The sequence below is a fragment of the Streptomyces monashensis genome, assembly GCF_001866665.1.
In the GTDB taxonomy this organism is placed as follows: domain Bacteria; phylum Actinomycetota; class Actinomycetes; order Streptomycetales; family Streptomycetaceae; genus Streptomyces; species Streptomyces monashensis.
In genome coordinates, this window is sequence record NZ_MLYO01000024.1 from 1 (window position 1) to 19603 (window position 19603).

The window sequence follows — 19603 nt, forward strand, 5'->3', positions numbered from 1 at the left end:
TCGACGGTGTCCTGCACGAGTTCACCACCGTGCCGGGCGTCAAGGAGGACGTCACCGACCTGATCCTCAACATCAAGCAGCTGGTCGTCTCCTCGGAGCACGACGAGCCGGTCGTGATGTACCTGCGCAAGCAGGGCCCGGGTCTGGTCACCGCCGCCGACATCGCGCCCCCGGCCGGTGTCGAGGTGCACAACCCCGACCTCGTCCTGGCCACGCTCAACGGCAAGGGCAAGCTGGAGATGGAGCTGACCGTCGAGCGCGGTCGCGGCTACGTCTCGGCCGTGCAGAACAAGCAGGTGGGCCAGGAGATCGGCCGTATCCCGGTCGACTCGATCTACTCGCCGGTGCTGAAGGTCACGTACAAGGTCGAGGCCACGCGTGTCGAGCAGCGGACCGACTTCGACAAGCTGATCGTCGACGTCGAGACGAAGCAGGCCATGCGTCCGCGTGACGCCATGGCGTCGGCCGGCAAGACCCTGGTCGAGCTGTTCGGTCTCGCCCGCGAGCTGAACATCGACGCCGAGGGCATCGACATGGGCCCGTCCCCCACGGACGCCGCCCTGGCCGCCGACCTCGCGCTGCCGATCGAGGAGCTGGAGCTCACGGTCCGCTCCTACAACTGCCTCAAGCGTGAGGGCATCCACTCCGTGGGTGAGCTCGTCGCCCGCTCCGAGGCCGACCTCCTCGACATCCGTAACTTCGGTGCGAAGTCGATCGACGAGGTCAAGGCGAAGCTGGCCGGCATGGGCCTGGCCCTGAAGGACAGCCCGCCCGGATTCGACCCCACGGCCGCTGCCGACGCCTTCGGCGCCGACGACGACGCGGACGCGGGTTTCGTGGAGACCGAGCAGTACTGATCGGTCGTTGCCGGTGGGCATCCGCTCATCGGGTTCCTGACCCCGGTACCTGACACGGCCGGGGCAGACACACAGGAGAATGAACATGCCGAAGCCCACCAAGGGTGCCCGTCTGGGCGGCAGCGCCGCGCACGAGAAGCTGCTCCTCGCGAACCTGGCGAAGAGCCTCTTCGAGCACGGCCGTATCACCACCACCGAGGCGAAGGCCCGCCGCCTGCGCCCGTACGCCGAGCGTCTGGTCACCAAGGCGAAGAAGGGCGACCTTCACAACCGCCGTCAGGTGCTCCAGGTCATCACGGACAAGAGCGTCGTCCACACGCTCTTCACCGAGATCGGCCCGCGGTACGAGAACCGTCCCGGTGGCTACACCCGCATCACCAAGATCGGTAACCGCCGTGGCGACAACGCGCCCATGGCCGTCATCGAGCTGGTCGAGGCGCTGACGGTCGCCCAGCAGGCGACCGGCGAGGCCGAGGCCGCCACCAAGCGTGCGGTCAAGGAGGCCGACGAGGCCAAGGCCGCGGAGACCACCGAGGCTCCGGCCGAGGAGGCCGCTGCCGAGGAGTCGAAGGACGCCTGAGGTATCACCTCGCGCTGAGCGGGCCCGTTCCTTTCGAGGAGCGGGCCCGCTTTTCCGTACCTGAGAGGATTTCCCTGTGAGCGATGAAGTACAGCCCGGTTGCGTCCGTGTCCGCCTCGATCTGTCCTACGACGGGACCGGCTTCCACGGCTGGGCCAAGCAGGCCGGCGGCAGGCGGACCGTGCAGGGGGAGATCGAGGACGCGCTGCGGACGGTCACGCGCTCCCGGGAGACCTACGAGCTGACCGTCGCCGGACGCACCGACGCCGGGGTGCACGCGCGGGGCCAGGTGGCGCACGTGGACCTGCCCGAGGGGGTCTGGCGTGAGCATCACGAGAAGCTCCTCAAGCGGCTCGCCGGACGGCTGCCGAAGGATGTGCGCGTGTGGGCGCTCAGGCCGGCCCCGGCGGGCTTCAACGCGCGCTTCTCGGCGGTCTGGCGGCGCTATGCGTACCGGGTGACCGACAACCCCGGGGGAGTGGACCCCCTGCTGCGCGGTCACGTGCTCTGGCACGACTGGCCGCTCGACGTGGACGCCATGAACGAGGCGGCCCGCCACCTGCTGGGCGAGCACGACTTCGCCGCCTACTGCAAGAAGCGGGAGGGGGCCACGACGATCCGGACCCTGCAGGAGCTGAGCCTGGTGCGCGGGTCCGACGGGATCATCACCGCCACCGTGCGCGCCGACGCGTTCTGCCACAACATGGTGCGCTCGCTGATCGGCGCGCTGCTCTTCGTCGGGGACGGGCACCGCGGCCCGGAGTGGCCTGGCAAGGTGCTGGCCGCGGCGGTGCGGGACTCGGCCGTGCACGTCGTACGACCGCACGGGCTGACGCTGGAGGAGGTCGGCTACCCCGCCGACGAGCTGCTGGCCGCCCGTAGCAAGGAAGCCCGGAACAAGCGCTCACTCCCGTCGGCGGGGTGCTGCTGAACTAGCCGTTCGTCGCCGCGGAGGCCTGGGCCTGGCCGCGGCGGTAGATCTGGTTGAAGGTGAACTGCTGGAGGTCGTTCCCGGTGTCGAAGACCTTCGAGTCCTTGTTGGTGACGTTCTTGCCGTCGGTGAAGCCGACCGTCGTGAAGTAGGCGTAGCGGCCGACGGAGTTCGCGGTGGTCAGGCAGACCGCGGCGTTGCAGAAGTCCTTGACGCCCTTGCCGGACAGGGAGCGCACCATGGCGTTCTTGGCGGCCTGGGCCTTGACCTTCGTGGCCTCGGCCTGGGTGTCGAACAGGGCGACGCCGACGGTGGCCGCGATGCCGTCCTTGCTGTAGGTCACGCGGATCAGCCGGGTGCAGCCGTTCGCGGTGAGGATCTGCGGCAGCTTGCCGCCGGCGGCGGAGGCGCAGCTCGTGGTGTCGGCCGTGGCGCCCTTCTCGTAGACGCTGTTTCCCGTGGTCAGCTGGGTGCCCGGGAAGAGGCTGTCGGCGCTGATCGGGGCCTTGTCCTTCGCGGCGCTGGCTATGAACTCCTTGGGGTCCAGCGGCGGCGGGGCGCTGGTGGGCGCGAAGGACGGTGTGACCGACCCGCTCGCCGAGGCGCTGGCGGGCAGATTCGTCGGGTTGCCCGAGGCGCTGTTCTTGCCGTTCGCGGACACCACGGCCATCGCCACGGCGGTGCCGACGGCGATCGTCGCCAGCGCGCCGCCGCCGATGAACAGCAGCTTGCGGCGCTTGGTGCGGGTCTCGGACGCCTCGGCGAGTGCCGCCCAGTCCGGGGTCCCGTCGTCACCGCCGCTTGCCCAGGGCTGCTGGGAATTCGGTTTCCAGGGATCCCACTGAGACTGGGGTCCCCCCTGCCCGTAACTCATGGGGCGCATCTTAGACGGGCGCTCCGGGGCGGTGGAGCGCGTGCGGCGGCATGCCACGTTTGTCCGCCGGTGAGCGCGGGAAGGGCGTCGTTTTGACCCGTACCCGGCCCGGAAGGTAATCTGCTTCTTCGTTGTGTATTGGCTTGCTCATTCTCACGGGACGGGCCCTTACACCGGTCCACCGGGCCGATGACCAGCGACCAGCACGCGGTTTGCGTCACCGCAGTGCGGTCAAGGCTGTCGTGATCGTTTCGGTGACCTGTTCAGGACCATTCACTCGAAGCGAAGGCTACGAACCGTGCGTACGTACAGCCCCAAGCCCGGCGATGTGACGCGCCAGTGGCACGTCATCGACGCTCAGGACGTCGTCCTGGGCCGTCTCGCCACCACCGCAGCGACCCTCCTCCGGGGCAAGCACAAGCCGATCTACGCCCCCCACGTCGACGCTGGTGACTTCGTCATCATCATCAACGCCGACAAGGTGCACCTGTCGGGCAACAAGCGGACCCAGAAGATGGCGTACCGTCACTCCGGCTACCCGGGTGGTCTGCGCTCCGTCCGTTACGACGAGCTCCTCGACAAGAACCCCGAGAAGGCCATCGAGAAGGCCGTCAAGGGCATGCTCCCCAAGAACACGCTGGGCCGTCAGATGCTCTCGAAGCTGAAGGTCTACAAGGGTGACCAGCACCCGCACGGCGCGCAGCAGCCGCAGCCGTACGAGATCACCCAGGTCGCGCAGTAAGTCCGGCCACCCCCTAAGACTGAAGAGAATCTGAGGAGAATCGTGGCCGAGACCACCGTTGAGCAGCCGGTCGAAGAGACTGAGCTCGTCGACATCGACAGCTACACCACCGAGTCCGAGGTTCCGCTGGAGGGTGAGTACACCTCCGAGTCCCTCGCCTCGCGCTTCGGTGAGCCCCAGCCGGCCGCCGGCCTGGGTCGCCGCAAGAACGCCATCGCCCGCGTCCGGATCGTCCCGGGCACCGGCAAGTGGAAGATCAACGGTCGCACCCTCGAGGACTACTTCCCGAACAAGGTGCACCAGCAGGAAGTCAACGAGCCCTTCAAGGTGCTGGAGCTCGAAGGCCGTTACGACGTTGTCGCCCGCATCGCGGGTGGCGGTGTCTCCGGTCAGGCCGGTGCGCTCCGTCTCGGTGTCGCCCGTGCGCTGAACGAGGCCGACGTCGACAACAACCGCGGCCCGCTGAAGAAGGCCGGCTTCCTGAAGCGCGACGACCGTGCGGTCGAGCGCAAGAAGGCCGGTCTGAAGAAGGCCCGCAAGGCCCCGCAGTACAGCAAGCGCTAAACAGCAGCTGCCTGCTCGTACTCCGAACGCCCCGGCGGCACGCCACCTGTGCTGTCGGGGCGTTCGTTTATCCCAGTCAAGGGCGTATAACGACACAAGACGCTCGAAGGCTTGTGTGATCGGAAGTTTCCTCGGGAGGACAAGTGGGACGACTCTTCGGTACGGACGGCGTGCGCGGTGTCGCCAACGCGGATCTGACCGCCGAGATGGCGCTCGGCCTCTCCGTCGCCGCGGCACACGTGCTGGCCGAGGCGGGCACCTTCGCGGGCCACCGGCCGAAGGCGGTGGTCGGGCGGGACCCGCGCGCGTCCGGGGAGTTCCTGGAGGCGGCCGTGGTCGCCGGTCTCGCGAGCGCCGGTGTGGACGTGCTGACCGTCGGTGTGCTGCCCACGCCCGCCGTCGCCCACCTGACCGGCGCGCTCGGCGCCGACCTGGGTGTGATGCTCTCCGCCAGCCACAACGCCATGCCGGACAACGGCGTCAAGTTCTTCGCGCGCGGCGGCCACAAGCTCGCCGACGAGCTGGAGGACAGGATCGAGGCGGTCTACGAGTCCCACCGGCACGGCGAGCCCTGGGAGCGGCCGACGGGTGCGGGCGTGGGCCGCGTGCGCGCGTACGAGCAGGGCTTCGAGCAGTACGTCGGCCATCTCCTCGCCGTGCTGCCGAACCGGCTCGACGGCCTGAAGATCGTCCTGGACGAAGCGCACGGCGCGGCCTCGGGGGTCTCGCCGGAGGCGTTCTCCCGGGCGGGCGCGGAGATCGTCACGATCGGCGCGCAGCCGGACGGGCTCAACATCAACGACGGCTGCGGCTCGACCCACCTCGACCAGCTGAAGGCCGCCGTCGTGGCGCACGGCGCGGACTTCGGCATCGCGCACGACGGCGACGCCGACCGCTGCTTGGCCGTGGACCACACCGGCGAGGAGATCGACGGCGACCAGATCCTGTCCGTGCTGGCGCTGGCCCTGCGGGAGCGCTCCGCGCTGCGGGCCGACACCGTGGTGGCGACCGTGATGTCGAACCTCGGCTTCAAGCTGGCGATGGAGCGGGCCGGGATCCGGCTCGTGCAGACCGCCGTCGGCGACCGGTACGTGCTGGAGGAGATGAAGGAGCACGGGTACGCTCTCGGCGGCGAGCAGTCCGGGCACGTGATCATCCTGGACCACGCGACCACCGGTGACGGCACGCTGACCGGGCTGCTGCTCGCCGCGCGGGTCGCGGAGACCGGGCGGTCGCTGCGGGAGCTGGCCTCGGTGATGGAGCGGCTGCCGCAGGTCCTCATCAACGTGCCCGACGTGGACAAGTCCCGGGTGAGGACGTCCGGTGACCTGGCTGCCGCCGTCGCCGAGGCGGAGCGCGAACTCGGCGAGACCGGGCGGGTGTTGCTCCGTCCGTCGGGTACCGAGCCGCTCGTGCGCGTGATGGTCGAGGCCGCGGACATCGAGCAGGCGCGGTCGGTGGCCGGGCGGCTGGCCGATGCCGTCAAGTCGGCGCTGGGGTAGTCGCCGGTTTCGAGGGGGCGGGGCTGTGCTCGGTGCGCGGCTCCGCCCCCTTTGGTGTGCCTACAGCTTTCGCAGCCTCAGCCGCTGCACCTTGTGGTCCGGGCCCTTGCGGACCACCAGCGTGGCCCGGCCCCGGGTGGGGGCGATGTTCTCGACCAGGTTGGGCTTGTTGATCGTGCGCCACAGGGTGCGGGCGTAGTCGAGGGCCTCCTCCTCGGAGACCTGGGTGTACTTGCGGAAGTACGAGTTGGGGTTCTGGAACGCCGTCTGGCGCAGCTTCCTGAAGCGGTTCAGGTACCAGCGCTCGATGTCCTCGGCGCTCGCGTCGACGTACACGCTGAAGTCGAAGTAGTCCGCGAGGCCGACGCGGGTGCGGCCGTCGCTGCCGGGCAGGGCGGGCTGGAGGACGTTCAGGCCCTCGACGATCAGGATGTCGGGGCGGCGGACCGTGAGCCGCTGGTCGGGGACGATGTCGTAGATCAGGTGGGAGTAGACGGGGGCCGTCACCTCGTCCTTGCCGGCCTTGATGTCGGCGACGAAGCGGGTCAGGGCCCGGCGGTCGTAGGACTCGGGGAAACCTTTCCGCGACATCAGGCCGCGGGCCTCCAGTTCCCGGGTGGGCAGGAGGAACCCGTCCGTGGTGACCAGCTCGACCCGCGGGTGTTCGGGCCAGCGGGAGAGCAGGGCCTGCAGGAGCCGGGAGACGGTGGACTTGCCGCAGGCCACGGAGCCGGCGACGCCTATGACGAACGGGGTGCCGGACTGTGAGCCCTGCTCGCCGAGGAACGTGTTCAGCGCCCCTCTGAGTCCGTCCGTGGCGCCGACGTAGAGGTTGAGGAGCCGGGAGAGCGGGAGGTAGACGTCGCGCACCTCGTCGAGGTCGATGACGTCGCCCAGGCCGCGCAGCTTCTCCACCTCCTCGGCGGTGAGCGGCAGCGGCGTCTTCTCGCGCAGGGCGCTCCACTCGGCGCGGGTGAGGTCGACGTAGGGAGTCGCCTCCGGCTTGTGCCGGTGGGCGCTCCGGTTCGAGGAGACCGGTGAGATCACATTCCATTGTTAACGGAGTTTGAACACGGCGGTGGGTGGGCTCCGTCACGCGCACGGTCACCGCATCGCAAAAGGCCCTCCCGAGGCCTTCGTACGACGGTGGGAATTTCCGAATTCGGGCAGGAGGAGGCCTGTTCGGGTCGCTCCGCGGCCGTAGGCTGCGGCGCATGTGCGGAATCGTGGGATACGTAGGGGCGCAGTCGGCGCTCGATGTCGTGATGGCCGGACTCAAGCGGCTGGAGTACCGGGGGTACGACTCGGCGGGCGTCGCCGTGCTCGCGGACGGCGGGCTGGCCGCGGCGAAGAAGGCCGGGAAGCTGGTCAACCTGGAGAAGGAACTGGTCGAGTGGCCGCTGCCGGCGGGCGCCACGGGCATCGGCCACACCCGCTGGGCCACGCACGGCGGGCCGACCGACGGCAACGCCCATCCGCACCTCGACAACGCCGGACGCGTCGCCGTCGTGCACAACGGCATCATCGAGAACTTCGCCGTCCTGCGCACCGAACTGGCCGAGCGCGGCCATGAGCTGACCTCGGAGACGGACACCGAGGTGGTCGCGCATCTGCTCGCCGAGGAGTTCTCGGCGACCGCCGACCTGGCGGAGGCCATGCGGCTGGTGTGCCGGCGGCTGGAGGGCGCGTTCACGCTGGTCGCGGTGCACGCCGACGAGCCGGACGTGGTGGTGGGCGCGCGCCGGAACTCGCCGCTGGTGGTCGGCGTCGGCGAGGGCGAGGCGTTCCTGGCCTCCGACGTCGCCGCGTTCATCGCCCACACGCGCTCCGCGGTGGAACTGGGCCAGGACCAGGTGGTGGAGCTGCGCCGCGACGGCGTCACGGTCACCGGCTTCGACGGCCGTCCGGCCGAGGTCCGCAGCTACCACGTGGACTGGGACGCCTCCGCCGCCGAGAAGGGCGGCTACGACTACTTCATGCTCAAGGAGATCGCCGAGCAGCCGAAGGCGGTCGCCGACACGCTGCTGGGCCGGATCGACCCGGCCGGCTCCCTCACCCTGGACGAGGTGCGGATCTCCCCGTCCGAGCTGCGCGAGATCGACAAGGTCGTCATCGTCGCCTGCGGCACGGCCTTCCACGCGGGCCTGATCGCCAAGTACGCCATCGAGCACTGGACGCGCATCCCGTGCGAGGTGGAGCTGGCCAGCGAGTTCCGCTACCGGGACCCGATCCTGGACAGCCGTTCCCTCGTCATCGCCATCTCCCAGTCCGGCGAGACCATGGACACCCTCATGGCGCTGCGGCACGCCCGGGAGCAGGGCTCCAAGGTGCTGGCCATCTGCAACACCAACGGCTCGACGATCCCGCGCGAGTCGGACGCGGTGCTCTACACGCACGCCGGCCCCGAGGTCGCGGTCGCCTCCACCAAGGCGTTCCTGACCCAGCTGGTGGCCTGCTACCTGGTCGCGCTGTACCTGGGCCAGGTGCGCGGCACCAAGTGGGGCGACGAGATCCAGGCCGTGATCAAGGACCTCTCCCGGATCTCCGAGGAGGTCGAGCGGGTCCTGGAGACCATGGAGCCGGTACGGGCGCTGGCCCGGACGCTGGCGGAGAAGGACACGGTGCTGTTCCTGGGCCGGCACGTGGGCTACCCGGTGGCCCTCGAAGGCGCGCTGAAGCTCAAGGAGCTGGCCTACATGCACGCCGAGGGCTTCGCGGCGGGAGAGCTCAAGCACGGGCCGATCGCGCTGATCGAGGAGGACGTGCCGGTGGTCGTGGTCGTCCCGTCCCCGCGCGGCCGCTCGGTCCTGCACGACAAGATCGTCTCCAACATCCAGGAGATCCGGGCCCGCGGAGCGCGCACGATCGTGATCGCGGAGGAGGGCGACGAGGCCGTCGTGCCGTACGCCGACCACCTGATCCGCATCCCGGCCACGCCGACCCTGCTCCAGCCGCTGGTCGCGACCGTGCCGCTGCAGGTCTTCGCCTGCGAGCTGGCCACCGCGCGGGGCAACGAGGTGGACCAGCCGCGGAACCTGGCGAAGTCGGTCACGGTCGAGTAGGGGGTCAGTGCACCGAGAGGCCGCCGTCGACGAAGAGGGACTGGCCGGTGACGTAGGCGGAGGCGCGGCTCGCGAGGAAGACGGCCGCGCCTTCGAAGTCCTCGGCCAGGCCGTTGCGGCCGATCATCGTGCGCGCGGCCAGGGCGGCCGACTTCTCCGGGTCGGCGGCGATCCGCTCGTTCAGCGGCGTCATCACGAAGCCCGGCACCAGCGTGTTCACCGTGACGCCGTACGGCGACCAGGCCTCGGCCTGCGAGCGGGCCAGTGACTCCAGCCCGCCCTTGGAGACGCCGTAGGCACCGCTCTGCACGAAGGCGCGGTGGGCCTGCTGCGAGGTGACGTGGACGATCCGGCCGAAGCCGCGCTCCGCCATGCCGGGGCCGAAGCGCTGCCCCAGCAGGAAGGGCGCCTCCAGGTTCACGGCCATGGTGGTGTCCCACACGTCCTCGCCCAGCTCGTCCATGGGCGGCCTCAGGTTGATCCCGGCGGAGTTGACGAGGATGTCCGGCTCCCCGAAGACCTCCGCCGCCTCCTCGGCCACGGCCCGCACCCCGGCGCGCGTGGCCACGTCGCCCGCGACCCAGGCGGCCCGGGCCCCTGCCGACCTCAACTCGTCGACGGTGTCGATGAGTTGGTCCTTTCCCCGGGCCGCGACCACCACCCGGGCGCCGGCCCGCGCCAGCGCCCCGGCGATGGCCCGGCCGATGCCGGAACTGCCCCCGGTCACCAGGGCGGTGCGGTCGTCCAGCGCGAACAGGTCGGAGAGATAGGCCCGGTACGTCATGGTGCGCAGCGTAGACGGCGCCGGGCGATCGTAGGCTGCCCGGCATGAGCATCATCGGAGTGGGGATCGACGTCGCCGAGATCGACCGGTTCCGGGCGTCGCTGGAGCGCACGCCCCAGATGGCCGACCGGCTGTTCGTGGCGACGGAGTTGCTGCTGCCCAGCGGGGAGCGGCGCGGGATCGCCTCGCTCGCGGCCCGGTTCGCGGCCAAGGAGGCGCTGGCCAAGGCCCTGGGCGCGCCGCCCGGGCTGCAGTGGACGGATGCCGAGGTGTACGTCGAGGACACCGGTCAGCCCCGGCTGCGGGTGCGCGGGACGGTGGCGGCGCGGGCGGCGGAGCTGGGCGTCACGTCCTGGCACGTCTCGCTCAGCCACGACGCCGGCGTCGCCTCGGCGGTGGTGATCGCCGAGGGCTGAGCGGCCGGGGGCCCGGCGACGCGGGCCGGGGTGGGTGTGACGGGCGGGGGGTGCGGGGCAGACTCGGTGCCATGCGTACTGCGTACAGCGTGGAGACGGTAAGGGCGGCCGAACGGGCCCTCATGGCACGGCTGCCGGAGGGCGCGCTGATGCAGCGGGCCGCCGCGGGACTGGCCGCGGCCTGCGCGGAACTGCTCGGGCGGGTGTACGGCAGCCGGGTGGTGCTGCTCGTGGGCAGCGGGGACAACGGCGGGGACGCGCTGTACGCGGGGGCCCGGCTGGCCCGGCGCGGAGCCGGCGTCACGGCCGTGCTGCTCTCGCCCGAGCGGGCGCACGCCGGGGGACTGGCCGCGCTGCGGCGGGCGGGCGGCGCGGTCGCGGCCGACGCGGCCGCCGCGGCCGAGGAGTTGATCGAGCGGGCCGACCTGGTCGTGGACGGGATCGTCGGGATCGGCGGGAGGGGCGGGCTGCGCCCCGAGGCGGCGGCCCTCGCCGAGGCGGCCGGGCCGTCCCGGGCCGCCGTGGTGGCCGTGGATCTGCCCAGCGGGGTCGAGGCCGACACCGGGGAGGTGCGCGGGGCCGCCGTACGGGCCGATCTGACCGTCACCTTCGGCGCGTACAAGCCCGGGCTGCTGGTCGATCCGGCGCGGGAGTACGCCGGGGTCGTACGGCTCGTCGACATCGGGCTCGAACCGCCGGGCGAGGGCGAGCTGGAGGCCTTGCAGCACGCCGACGTGGCGCGGCTGCTGCCGGTGCCGGGGGCGGAGAGCGACAAGTACCGGCGGGGCGTCGTCGGGATCGCGGCCGGGTCCGCGCGCTATCCGGGGGCGGCCGTGCTCGCCGTGTCCGGGGCGCTGCGGGGCGGGGCCGGGGCCGTACGGTACGTCGGTCCGGCCGGGGACGCGGTCATCGCGCGCTTCCCGGAGACGCTGGTGTCGGACCGGGGGCCGGCGAAGGCGGGGCGCGTGCAGGCATGGGTGACCGGGCCCGGCGCCGGGGAGGACGCGGCGACCGTGGCCGAGGTGCTCGGCACCGACGTGCCGGTGCTGGTCGACGCGGACGGGCTGCGGCTGGCCGAGCGGGACGCGGTGCGGGGGCGAACGGCGCCGACGCTGATGACCCCTCATGCCGGGGAGGCGGCCGCGCTGCTGGGGGTGCGGCGCGAGGAGGTCGAGGGGCGCCGGCTGGCGGCCGCGCGGGAACTGGCGGCGGTGTACCGGGCGACCGTGCTGCTGAAGGGGTCCACGACGCTGGTCGCCGATGCCGGGGGCGGTGCGGCGCGGGTGAACGCCACGGGCACGTCCTGGCTGGCCACGGCGGGCAGCGGAGACGTGCTCTCGGGGCTCGCCGGGTCACTGCTGGCGGCCGGGCTCCGCGCGCTGGACGCGGGAAGCACGGCCGCGTATCTGCACGGGCTCGCCGGGAGGTTCGCGGCCCAGGGCGCGCCGGCGGGCGCGCACGACGTCTCCGAGCGGATTCCGGAGGCGTGGCGGGATGTGCGGTGTTGAGTGGTGGGGCGAGGGTGGGGCGGGGCTCCTCGGGCATGGCGGCACTGTCGGTGGCGGGCCGGTTGTGGCCGGAGGCTCGGTGTATGGCGTCTCCGAGCGGATTCCGGAGGCGTGGCGGGATGTGCGGTACTGGGCGGACCGGTGAGCCGGGTGATCCGGGTGCGGGCGGCAGGGCCCGGCGGGGCCCTCAACCGCTCGGGTGACCCCGTCCGCGCGGCGACGCCGATCCGGTGGGGTCGCACGTTTGGCTGATCGCATGATCAGCAGACGAATCGCGTCCCGGGGTGTCGCGGTGCTGCTCGCCACCGTGACGGCGCTGCCGGCCGGCACCCTCGCCGCGGCCGCCCCGCCCGCCCGGCCGGCCAGGCCGGCACCCCCCGCCCCCCGCACCGAACCCGAACCCGAACTCGTCCCCGGTGTGGCCCCGGTCGGCCAGCCCGGGCAGATCGACACGCCCGACCAGGTGCTGGCGCCGGACGTGTACACGCCGACGCCTCGCGAGGACCGCATCGAGCCCAGGCAGCCGGCGGACGGGGCGTACGACCTCATCGAGTACGTGCCGCTCTCCGACGCCGTCGCCAAGGTGTCGTGCAGCAAGCGGACCGGGCCGTACCAGCGCCAGGTGGAGCGGTGGCTGAAGCTGCGGGTGGACGGCAGGCAGTCCGCCGCCGACTGCAGGGCCGTCCGCGCCTTCCAGCTGACGTACGGGATCAAACCCGCGATCGGCTTCGCCGGGCCCGTCACCTGGGCGACCATGATGCTCGTCTCGGCCCGGAAGGACCCGAACGCGGACAGGAAGTGCCCCGTCCGGTCGTACACCGTCGCCTGTGTCGATCTGGACCGACAGCTCACCTGGGTGCAGAGGGGCTCCAGGGTGGTGTTCGGGCCGGTGCCGATGCGCAGCGGACGCCCGGGACACGTCACCCGCAAGGGCTGGCACACGGTCTACTGGCGGCACAAGAACCACGTGTCGACCCTCTACCACCAGCCCATGCCCTACGCCCAGTTCTTCGACGGCGGCGAGGCCTTCCACGCCGTCTACGGCACCCTCTACACCACCGTCGGCTCCTGGGGCTGCGTCAATCTGAGGCTCGGCGACGCGAAGACACTGTGGGGTGTGCTGAAGAAGGGCGACCACGTCTATGTGTGGGGGCGCAGGCCCGGTACCTGAGGAGCCGGCGAGGTCCTCTGAGACACTGGGGGCGCCATGAGTGAGACAGCAGCTGAGCCGACCGCCCCCCTGCGCGCCCGCGCCGAGATCGATCTGGGTGCCCTGCGCGCCAACGTGCGCACCCTGCGCGCCCGGGCGAAGGGCGCCGCCGTGATGGCCGTCGTCAAGTCCGACGGGTACGGCCACGGGGCGCTGCCGTGCGCCCGCGCGGCCCTCGCGGCGGGCGCGACCTGGCTCGGTACGGCCACGGCCGAGGAGGCCCTCGCGCTGCGCGCGGCCGGGCTGCCCGGGCGGATGCTGTGCTGGCTGTGGGTGCCCGGCGGACCCTGGCGGCAGGCGATCGAGGCCGACATCGACGTGTCCCTGAGCGGGATGTGGGCGCTGCGCGAGGCCGTCCTGGCGGCCCGCGAGGCGGGCCGGCCCGCGCGGGTGCAGCTCAAGGCGGACACCGGGCTCGGCCGCAACGGCTGCGCGCCCGGGGCCGACTGGGCCGAGCTGGTCGGCGCGGCCCTCGCCGCCGAGGCCGAGGGACTGGTGCGGGTCACCGGACTGTGGTCGCACTTCGCCTGCGCGGACGAGCCCGGGCATCCGTCCATCGCCGCCCAGCTCGACCGCTTCCGGGAGATGGTGGCGTACGCCGAGGAACAGGGCGTGCGCCCCGAGGTGCGGCACATCGCCAACTCGCCCGCCGCGCTGACCCTTCCCGAGACCCACTTCGACCTGGTCCGCACGGGCATCGCCATGTACGGCATCTCGCCGAGCCCCGAACTGGGCACGCCGGCCGACTTCGGACTGCGCCCGGTGATGACGCTCAGCGCCTCGCTGGCCCTGGTCAAGCACGTCCCCGGCGGACACGGCGTCAGCTACGGCCACCACTACGTCACACCCGGCGAGACGACCCTCGGCCTGGTCCCGGTCGGCTACGCGGACGGCATCCCGCGGCACGCCTCCGGCACCGGTCCGGTGCTGGTCGACGGCAAGTGGCGCACGGTCGCCGGACGGGTCGCCATGGACCAGTTCGTGGTGGACCTCGGCGGCGACGAGCCCGCGGTGGGCAGCGAGGCCGTGCTGTTCGGGCCCGGTGACCGCGGCGAACCCACCGCCGAGGACTGGGCGCAGGCCTGCGGCACGATCGCGTACGAGATCGTCACGCGCATCGGAACCCGCGTTCCCCGCGTCTATGTGAACGCGGACATGTGAACGAGTCCCCGGGAACGGGGAAGACTCCGTTAGCCCGTTGGGCGGAACGCGACCCGTATCACGTGTAACACCGGTCATACCTGTTACGGCGGCGACAACGGCACCATCGATCGCACCCGGCGAAGAGGAGCGGTAGTGAGCGAGAGCAGTGCGGAGGCCGTGGCGGGCGTCATCGCCTCGGCGGCCGCCGCCTCCGCGGGAGCGGCCGGCGGCTGGCGCCGGGCGACCGGCATCGCCGGTGCCGCGATAGGCGTGCTCGCGGCGGGCGCGGCGGCCGGCGTGGCGGTCGAGCGGATGACGGTCGGCCGCGGCATGCGCCGCAAAGCCCGGCTGGCCCTGGACTCCGCGGGCCCCTACGGCACCCTGCGCGGCACCCCCGGCAAGGCGATCGCCGACGACGGCACCGAGCTGTACTACGAGGTCGATGAGGTCGAGCCGGACACCGGCCCGCACGTCTCACCGCGCCGGCGAAGGCTGTTCGGCCGCAAGGCGCCCGCTCCCGTCACCGTCGTCTTCAGCCACGGCTACTGCCTCAACCAGGACTCCTGGCACTTCCAGCGGGCGGCCCTGCGCGGGGTCGTACGGACCGTGCACTGGGACCAGCGCAGCCACGGCCGCTCCGGCCGGGGGGTGGCCCAGACCCGGGACCGGGTGCCGGTCACCATCGACCAGCTCGGCCGCGATCTGAAGGCCGTGCTCGACGCCGCCGTACCGGAGGGGCCGGTCGTGCTGGTCGGGCACTCGATGGGCGGGATGACGACGATGGCCCTCGCCGCCCAGTACCCGGAGCTGATCCGGGACCGGGTCGTCGCCACCGCCTTCGTCGGCACGTCGTCCGGACGGCTCGGCGAGGTGAACTTCGGGCTGCCGATCGCCGGTGTCAACGCGGTGCGCCGCATCCTGCCGGGCGTGCTGAAGGCGCTCGGACAGCAGGCGGAGCTGGTGGAGAAGGGCCGCCGGGCCACCGCCGAGCTGTTCGCCGGGATCATCAAGCGGTACTCGTTCGCCGGGCGGGAGATCGATCCGGCCGTCGAGCGGTTCGCCGAGCGGATGATCGAGTCGACGCCGATCGACGTGGTCGCCGAGTTCTACCCCGCCTTCACCGACCACGACAAGACCGAGGCCCTCGCCTCCTTCCAGGACATGCCCGTGCTGGTGCTGGCCGGGGTGCAGGACCTGGTCACGCCCAGCGAGCACAGTGAGGTCATCGCCGACCTGCTGCCCGAGTGCGAGCTGGTGCTCGTGCCGGACGCCGGGCACCTGGTGATGCTGGAGCACCCGGAAGCGGTCACCGACCGTCTCGCCGATCTGCTCACCCGTGCCGGCGCCGTGCCGGCAGGGGCTACGGTTAGTGGCTATGGAACGACCGGCAGCACCAGCAGCACCGCAGGGCCCCGTTGAGACGCGGCTGACGATCACCTCGCCCGAGCAGATGCGGGAGCTGGGCCGCCGGCTGGCCAAGCTGCTGCGCGCCGGCGACCTGGTGATGCTCAGCGGGGAGCTGGGCGCCGGCAAGACCACGCTGACCCGCGGGCTCGGCGAGGGCCTGGGCGTGCGCGGGGCGGTCACCTCGCCGACCTTCGTGATCGCCCGCGTCCACCCCTCTCTCGGCGACGGCCCGCCCCTGGTCCACGTCGACGCCTACCGGCTCGGCGGCGGCCTGGACGAGATGGAGGACCTGGACCTCGACGTCTCGCTGTCCGACTCGGTGATCGTCGTGGAGTGGGGCGAGGGCAAGGTCGAGGAGCTGACCGAGGACCGGCTCCAGGTCCTCATCCACCGCGCCGTCGGCGACAGCACCGACGAGGTACGGCACCTGACCGTGACCGGACTGGGGGAGCGCTGGGCGGAGGCCGACCTGGAGACGCTGGCCGCCTGAGCATCCGCCCGCATCAGGATTCCGACAGGCCGTCGGCAAGATATTGCGCAGGACGTCCCGGGCGTGTTCCTATGGTACCCAGCCCGTAGTTAGGTGTGCCTAACTTCGCCCGCCCCCGCACCTCAGGAGGCGTCCATGACCGCGACCAGCCCCACCCGGGTCTCGATGCACGAACTGCTGGCGTCGTGCGCGGCGGCGGACGCGGTCTCCAGACCGCCGAAGGATTTCGAATGCCCCGAAGGGGCGACGAAAGGGGCGCGGGGAACTGCGCGAGAAACCACGACGCCGCCGCACCCGCCCGACGACCTCACCCCGCCCCCCGCGGAGCGCAAGGCCGCCTAACGGATCACGACGACCGGCACCCCGATCGTCGCGAACTTCCACATCTCCTCGCCGTCCACCCGGTTCTCCCGGACGCCTCCGGTCCGTACCCCGGGACCGGCCGGAGGCGGTGTGCCCACCGCCGCGCTGAATCCGATCGCCAGCCCGTCGACGCTGGTGAACCGCACGACGTGCTCGATCGGCGCGCCGTCGGTGCCGATGACCGCGCTGGAGCGGGAGGTGATCCAGTACGAGCCGGGCGGCGGGTCGACGGTGCCGGGGGTCACCGTGAAGGTGCGCTCCACCCGGTCCGTGCGGTCGACCAGCCAGACCCGGTCGTCGTCCAGCGAGTACACGACCCGTTCACCCCTGCCGGAGCCGCTCGGCAGGGCCGTCGGGTGCCGGCGGTCCCGGGGTGCCTTGCCGGCGGTGACCGAGGGTGAGGCCGTCGGCCCGGGCCGGCCCGGCGGGCCCACGGGCCCGGCCGCGTGGGCCTGGTAGGCGAGGAAGCCGACGGCACCGACGGCCAGCGCGGTGAGGCCGGCCACGATCCCCGAGCTGGTCCCTGCCACGTGCGCCACCTCTGCCTCGGTCCGCCCTCATGCGATATGTCGTACTTCGTACAGACCGTAGCAGTCAGTGACCGTTCGACCGGGACGGCGATGCCCGAGCCGTCGGCGCCGTAGGCTGTTCGCGTGCTCTTGCTCGCTCTGGATACCGCAACACCCGCTGTCACCGTCGCGCTGCACGACGGCACGGACGTCGTCGCCTCGTCGAGCCAGGTGGACGCGCGCCGGCACGGAGAGCTGCTGCTGCCGGCCGTCGACCGCGTACTCGCCGAGGCCGGACTCGCGCTGGAGGCGGTCACCGGCATCGTCGTCGGCGTCGGGCCCGGCCCCTACACCGGTCTGCGTGTCGGTCTGATGACCGCCGACACCTTCGGCCTCGCGCTCGGCGTCCCCGTGTACGGCGTGTGCACGCTGGACGGCCTCGCCTACGCCGCCGACATCGAGAAGGGCCCCTTCGTCGTGGCGACCGACGCCCGGCGCAAGGAGGTCTACTGGGCCACGTACGCCGACTCGCGCACCCGGCTCACCGACCCGGCCGTGGACCGGCCGGTCGACATCGCCGAGCGGGTCGCGGGGCTGCCCGCGGTCGGCGCGGGCGCGCTGCTCTACCCGGACACGTTCCCGCACGTCCTCGAACCCGAGCACGTCTCCGCGGCCGCGCTCGCCGCGCTGGCCGCCGAGCGGCTCGCCGCGGGCGGGGAACTGCCCGCCCCCCGGCCGCTGTACCTGCGCCGACCGGACGCGCAGGTACCCAAGAACTACAAGGTGGTCACCCCGAAGTGACCGACGTGACCGTGCGACTGCGCGAGATGCGCTGGTGGGACATCGACCGGGTCCTGGAGCTGGAGAAGGACCTGTTCCCCGAGGACGCCTGGTCCCGGGGCATGTTCTGGTCCGAGCTGGCCCACTCCCGGGGCCCCGAGGCGACCCGCCGCTACCTGGTCGCCGAGGGGGAGGGCGGGATCGTCGGGTACGCGGGCCTCGCCTCGTCCGGCGAACAGGCCGACGTGCAGACCATCGCCGTCGCCCGCGACCTGCAGGGCACCGGCCTCGGTGGGCGGCTGCTGGCCGAACTGCTGCGTGCGGCGACCGCGTTCGAGTGCCACGAGGTGATGCTGGAGTGCCGGGTCGACAACGTCCGCGCCCAGAAGCTCTACGAGCGCTACGGCTTCGAGCCCATCGGCTTCCGGCGCGGCTACTACCAGCCGGGCAACGTGGACGCGCTCGTCATGCGCCTGATCACCGACCAAGCGACCGAAGAGAAGAACCATGGCTGACGAACCTCTCGTCCTCGGCATCGAGACCTCCTGCGACGAGACCGGCGTCGGCATCGTCCGGGGCACCACCCTGCTGGCGGACGCCGTGGCCTCCAGCGTCGACGAGCACGCCCGCTTCGGCGGTGTCGTCCCCGAGGTCGCCTCCCGCGCCCACCTGGAGGCGATGGTCCCCACCATCGACCGCGCGCTGAAGGAGGCGGGCGTCTCGGCGAAGGACCTCGACGGCATCTCCGTGACCGCGGGCCCCGGCCTCGCGGGCGCGCTGCTCGTCGGCGTCTCGGCGGCCAAGGCGTACGCCTACGCCCTCGGCAAGCCCCTGTACGGCGTCAACCACCTCGCCTCGCACATCTGCGTCGACCAGCTGGAGCACGGCCCGCTGCCCGAGCCGACCATGGCCCTGCTGGTCTCCGGCGGCCACTCCTCGCTGCTGCTGTCGTCGGACATCACCTCCGACGTACGGCCCATGGGCGCGACCATCGACGACGCGGCCGGCGAGGCCTTCGACAAGATCGCCCGCGTGCTGAACCTGGGCTTCCCCGGCGGCCCGGTCATCGACCGGTACGCGCGCGAGGGCGACCCGACGGCGATCGCCTTCCCGCGCGGCCTGACCGGTTCGCGCGACCCCGCCTACGACTTCTCCTTCTCCGGCCTGAAGACGGCCGTGGCCCGCTGGATCGAGGCCAGGCGCGCGGCCGGCGAGGAGGTCCCGGTCCGCGACGTGGCCGCCTCCTTCCAGGAGGCCGTCGTGGACGTCCTCACCCGCAAGGCGGTCCGCGCCTGCAAGGACGAGGGCGTCGACCACCTGATGATCGGCGGCGGTGTCGCGGCCAACTCCCGGCTGCGCGCCCTCGCCCAGGAACGGTGCGAGGCCGCCGGGATCCGGCTGCGTGTCCCGCGTCCCAAGCTGTGCACGGACAACGGCGCGATGGTGGCGGCCCTCGGCGCCGAGATGGTCGCCCGGGGCCGGGCCGCCTCCGGCTGGGACCTGTCGGCCGACTCGTCCCTGCCGGTGACCGACCCGCACGTGCCCGGTCACGACCACGGTCATGACCACGATCATGTGCACGAGGTCAGCAAGGAGAACCTGTACTCGTGACGGTCGCGCTGATGTGGGAGGCCCGGGCCGTCGCCGGCCGGGGCGAGGAGCTGCTGGCCTGGGTGCGCGAACAGCCGCTCGCCGCCGAGCCGTTGCGCCGCGAGACCCTCCGGGCGCCGCAGGACCGGGTGCTGGTCATCACGTGGTGGGACGCGTCGTACGACGCGGAGCTGCCCGAACTGCCCGAGCCGGACGCTGAGTTGGTGACCCGGGGCGTGCACCGCTGGCGGTTCGAAGCGGTGGCCGGGGGCTGAGGTTGAGAGGTCCGGC

The 19603-nt window shown here is 72.0% G+C and carries 22 protein-coding genes; 18 read left to right on the top strand and 4 right to left on the bottom strand.

Features of this window, described 5'->3' with window-relative positions; translation table 11 throughout:
- The 3 genes from BIV23_RS13700 to truA all read left to right on the top strand — a co-directional run.
- Positions 1–857, top strand: an 857-nt coding sequence (locus BIV23_RS13700; RefSeq protein WP_071381098.1) for a DNA-directed RNA polymerase subunit alpha, incomplete at its 5' end; no start/stop codon positions are given.
- An 85-nt stretch (positions 858–942) separates the two neighbouring features.
- Positions 943–1437 carry a 50S ribosomal protein L17 gene (rplQ, locus tag BIV23_RS13705; protein WP_071373458.1) on the top strand — a complete coding sequence of 165 codons (495 nt, stop codon included), beginning with the start codon at positions 943–945 and terminating at the stop codon, positions 1435–1437.
- A gap of 76 nt (positions 1438–1513) precedes the next feature.
- A complete protein-coding gene (gene truA / locus BIV23_RS13710) occupies positions 1514–2368 on the top strand; it encodes a tRNA pseudouridine(38-40) synthase TruA (protein WP_071381099.1) in 855 nt (284 codons plus the stop codon).
- Position 2369: 1 nt separating this feature from the next.
- Here the strand turns inward: truA and BIV23_RS13715 are convergent, their stop codons facing one another.
- On the bottom strand, positions 2370–3242 hold the full coding sequence (locus tag BIV23_RS13715) for a hypothetical protein (protein ID WP_071381100.1): 873 nt from the start codon (positions 3240–3242) through the stop codon (positions 2370–2372).
- 298 nt (positions 3243–3540) lie between these two features.
- Here BIV23_RS13715 and rplM point away from each other — a divergent pair, with 298 nt between their 5' ends.
- The 3 genes from rplM (at position 3541) to glmM (ending at position 6050) form a co-directional block, all read left to right on the top strand.
- On the top strand, positions 3541–3984 hold the full coding sequence (gene rplM / locus BIV23_RS13720; RefSeq protein ID WP_010036634.1) for a 50S ribosomal protein L13: 444 nt from the start codon (positions 3541–3543) through the stop codon (positions 3982–3984).
- Positions 3985–4026: 42 nt separating this feature from the next.
- On the top strand, positions 4027–4548 hold the full coding sequence (gene rpsI, locus BIV23_RS13725) for a 30S ribosomal protein S9 (protein ID WP_071373338.1): 522 nt from the start codon (positions 4027–4029) through the stop codon (positions 4546–4548).
- 143 nt (positions 4549–4691) lie between these two features.
- Entirely contained in the window at positions 4692–6050 is a 1359-nt protein-coding gene (gene glmM, locus BIV23_RS13730; protein ID WP_071381101.1) for a phosphoglucosamine mutase, read from the top strand.
- Positions 6051–6110: 60 nt separating this feature from the next.
- On the opposite strand, the gene coaA is transcribed toward glmM, so the two are convergent.
- Positions 6111–7097, bottom strand: a complete 987-nt coding sequence (gene coaA, locus BIV23_RS13735; protein WP_071373336.1) for a type I pantothenate kinase — start codon at positions 7095–7097, stop codon at positions 6111–6113.
- Positions 7098–7264: 167 nt separating this feature from the next.
- On the opposite strand from coaA, the gene glmS reads away from it, so the two are divergent.
- Positions 7265–9112 carry a glutamine--fructose-6-phosphate transaminase (isomerizing) gene (gene glmS, locus BIV23_RS13740; protein WP_079173138.1) on the top strand — a complete coding sequence of 616 codons (1848 nt, stop codon included), beginning with the start codon at positions 7265–7267 and terminating at the stop codon, positions 9110–9112.
- Positions 9113–9116: 4 nt separating this feature from the next.
- Here the strand turns inward: glmS and BIV23_RS13745 are convergent, their stop codons facing one another.
- The gene (locus BIV23_RS13745) at positions 9117–9896 is read right to left on the bottom strand and encodes an SDR family NAD(P)-dependent oxidoreductase (RefSeq protein ID WP_071381103.1); all 780 of its coding nucleotides are present in this window, start codon (positions 9894–9896) and stop codon (positions 9117–9119) included.
- Positions 9897–9940: 44 nt separating this feature from the next.
- On the opposite strand from BIV23_RS13745, the gene BIV23_RS13750 reads away from it, so the two are divergent.
- The 7 genes from BIV23_RS13750 to BIV23_RS48535 all read left to right on the top strand — a co-directional run bounded on the left by BIV23_RS13750 (position 9941) and on the right by BIV23_RS48535 (position 16412).
- Complete coding sequence (locus BIV23_RS13750; protein ID WP_071381104.1) at positions 9941–10312, top strand: holo-ACP synthase; 372 nt, start codon at positions 9941–9943, stop codon at positions 10310–10312.
- Between the two features lie 71 nt (positions 10313–10383).
- Complete coding sequence (locus BIV23_RS13755) at positions 10384–11820, top strand: NAD(P)H-hydrate dehydratase (protein WP_079173139.1); 1437 nt, start codon at positions 10384–10386, stop codon at positions 11818–11820.
- A gap of 256 nt (positions 11821–12076) precedes the next feature.
- Positions 12077–12991, top strand: a complete 915-nt coding sequence (locus BIV23_RS13760; RefSeq protein WP_071381105.1) for a L,D-transpeptidase family protein — start codon at positions 12077–12079, stop codon at positions 12989–12991.
- A gap of 36 nt (positions 12992–13027) precedes the next feature.
- Positions 13028–14191, top strand: a complete 1164-nt coding sequence (gene alr, locus BIV23_RS13765) for an alanine racemase (RefSeq protein WP_071381106.1) — start codon at positions 13028–13030, stop codon at positions 14189–14191.
- Positions 14192–14326: 135 nt separating this feature from the next.
- Positions 14327–15592: an alpha/beta fold hydrolase gene (locus BIV23_RS13770; RefSeq protein ID WP_071381107.1), complete on the top strand. Its 1266-nt coding sequence runs from the start codon at positions 14327–14329 to the stop codon at positions 15590–15592.
- Positions 15549–16070: a tRNA (adenosine(37)-N6)-threonylcarbamoyltransferase complex ATPase subunit type 1 TsaE gene (gene tsaE, locus BIV23_RS13775; protein WP_079173140.1), complete on the top strand. Its 522-nt coding sequence runs from the start codon at positions 15549–15551 to the stop codon at positions 16068–16070. Before BIV23_RS13770 ends, tsaE begins: the two co-directional genes overlap by 44 nt.
- A 135-nt stretch (positions 16071–16205) precedes the next feature.
- Positions 16206–16412 (top strand): hypothetical protein, encoded by a 207-nt coding sequence (locus BIV23_RS48535; protein WP_107471156.1) that lies wholly within the window; start codon positions 16206–16208, stop codon positions 16410–16412.
- On the opposite strand, the gene BIV23_RS13780 is transcribed toward BIV23_RS48535, so the two are convergent.
- Positions 16409–16963 carry a hypothetical protein gene (locus BIV23_RS13780; RefSeq protein WP_071381349.1) on the bottom strand — a complete coding sequence of 185 codons (555 nt, stop codon included), beginning with the start codon at positions 16961–16963 and terminating at the stop codon, positions 16409–16411. The two genes, BIV23_RS48535 and BIV23_RS13780, sit on opposite strands and share 4 nt — an antisense overlap.
- A gap of 123 nt (positions 16964–17086) precedes the next feature.
- Here BIV23_RS13780 and tsaB point away from each other — a divergent pair, with 123 nt between their 5' ends.
- The 4 genes from tsaB to BIV23_RS13800 are packed head-to-tail and all read left to right on the top strand — an operon-like array spanning position 17087 to position 19587.
- The gene (gene tsaB, locus BIV23_RS13785) at positions 17087–17743 is read left to right on the top strand and encodes a tRNA (adenosine(37)-N6)-threonylcarbamoyltransferase complex dimerization subunit type 1 TsaB (RefSeq protein ID WP_071381109.1); all 657 of its coding nucleotides are present in this window, start codon (positions 17087–17089) and stop codon (positions 17741–17743) included.
- A gap of 26 nt (positions 17744–17769) precedes the next feature.
- Positions 17770–18237 carry a ribosomal protein S18-alanine N-acetyltransferase gene (rimI, locus tag BIV23_RS13790; protein ID WP_071381350.1) on the top strand — a complete coding sequence of 156 codons (468 nt, stop codon included), beginning with the start codon at positions 17770–17772 and terminating at the stop codon, positions 18235–18237.
- Positions 18230–19333: a tRNA (adenosine(37)-N6)-threonylcarbamoyltransferase complex transferase subunit TsaD gene (gene tsaD, locus BIV23_RS13795; RefSeq protein ID WP_071381110.1), complete on the top strand. Its 1104-nt coding sequence runs from the start codon at positions 18230–18232 to the stop codon at positions 19331–19333. The genes rimI and tsaD overlap by 8 nt, the downstream gene beginning before the upstream one ends.
- On the top strand, positions 19330–19587 hold the full coding sequence (locus tag BIV23_RS13800; protein WP_071381111.1) for a hypothetical protein: 258 nt from the start codon (positions 19330–19332) through the stop codon (positions 19585–19587). Before tsaD ends, BIV23_RS13800 begins: the two co-directional genes overlap by 4 nt.
- The last annotated feature ends 16 nt before the right edge of the window (positions 19588–19603 follow it).

Bases quoted from the DNA above. Each gene is read 5' to 3' on its own strand.
- rplQ (WP_071373458.1), top strand. From the start codon at position 943: ATGCCGAAGCCCACCAAGGGTGCCCGTCTGGGCGGCAGCGCCGCGCAC.
- BIV23_RS13715 (WP_071381100.1), bottom strand. From the start codon at position 3,242: ATGAGTTACGGGCAGGGGGGACCCCAGTCTCAGTGGGATCCCTGGAAA.
- glmS (WP_079173138.1), top strand. From the start codon at position 7,265: ATGTGCGGAATCGTGGGATACGTAGGGGCGCAGTCGGCGCTCGATGTC.
- BIV23_RS13745 (WP_071381103.1), bottom strand. From the start codon at position 9,896: ATGACGTACCGGGCCTATCTCTCCGACCTGTTCGCGCTGGACGACCGC.
- BIV23_RS13750 (WP_071381104.1), top strand. From the start codon at position 9,941: ATGAGCATCATCGGAGTGGGGATCGACGTCGCCGAGATCGACCGGTTC.
- BIV23_RS13755 (WP_079173139.1), top strand. From the start codon at position 10,384: ATGCGTACTGCGTACAGCGTGGAGACGGTAAGGGCGGCCGAACGGGCC.
- BIV23_RS13760 (WP_071381105.1), top strand. From the start codon at position 12,077: ATGATCAGCAGACGAATCGCGTCCCGGGGTGTCGCGGTGCTGCTCGCC.
- alr (WP_071381106.1), top strand. From the start codon at position 13,028: ATGAGTGAGACAGCAGCTGAGCCGACCGCCCCCCTGCGCGCCCGCGCC.
- tsaE (WP_079173140.1), top strand. From the start codon at position 15,549: ATGGAACGACCGGCAGCACCAGCAGCACCGCAGGGCCCCGTTGAGACG.
- BIV23_RS48535 (WP_107471156.1), top strand. From the start codon at position 16,206: ATGACCGCGACCAGCCCCACCCGGGTCTCGATGCACGAACTGCTGGCG.
- rimI (WP_071381350.1), top strand. From the start codon at position 17,770: ATGCGCTGGTGGGACATCGACCGGGTCCTGGAGCTGGAGAAGGACCTG.
- tsaD (WP_071381110.1), top strand. From the start codon at position 18,230: ATGGCTGACGAACCTCTCGTCCTCGGCATCGAGACCTCCTGCGACGAG.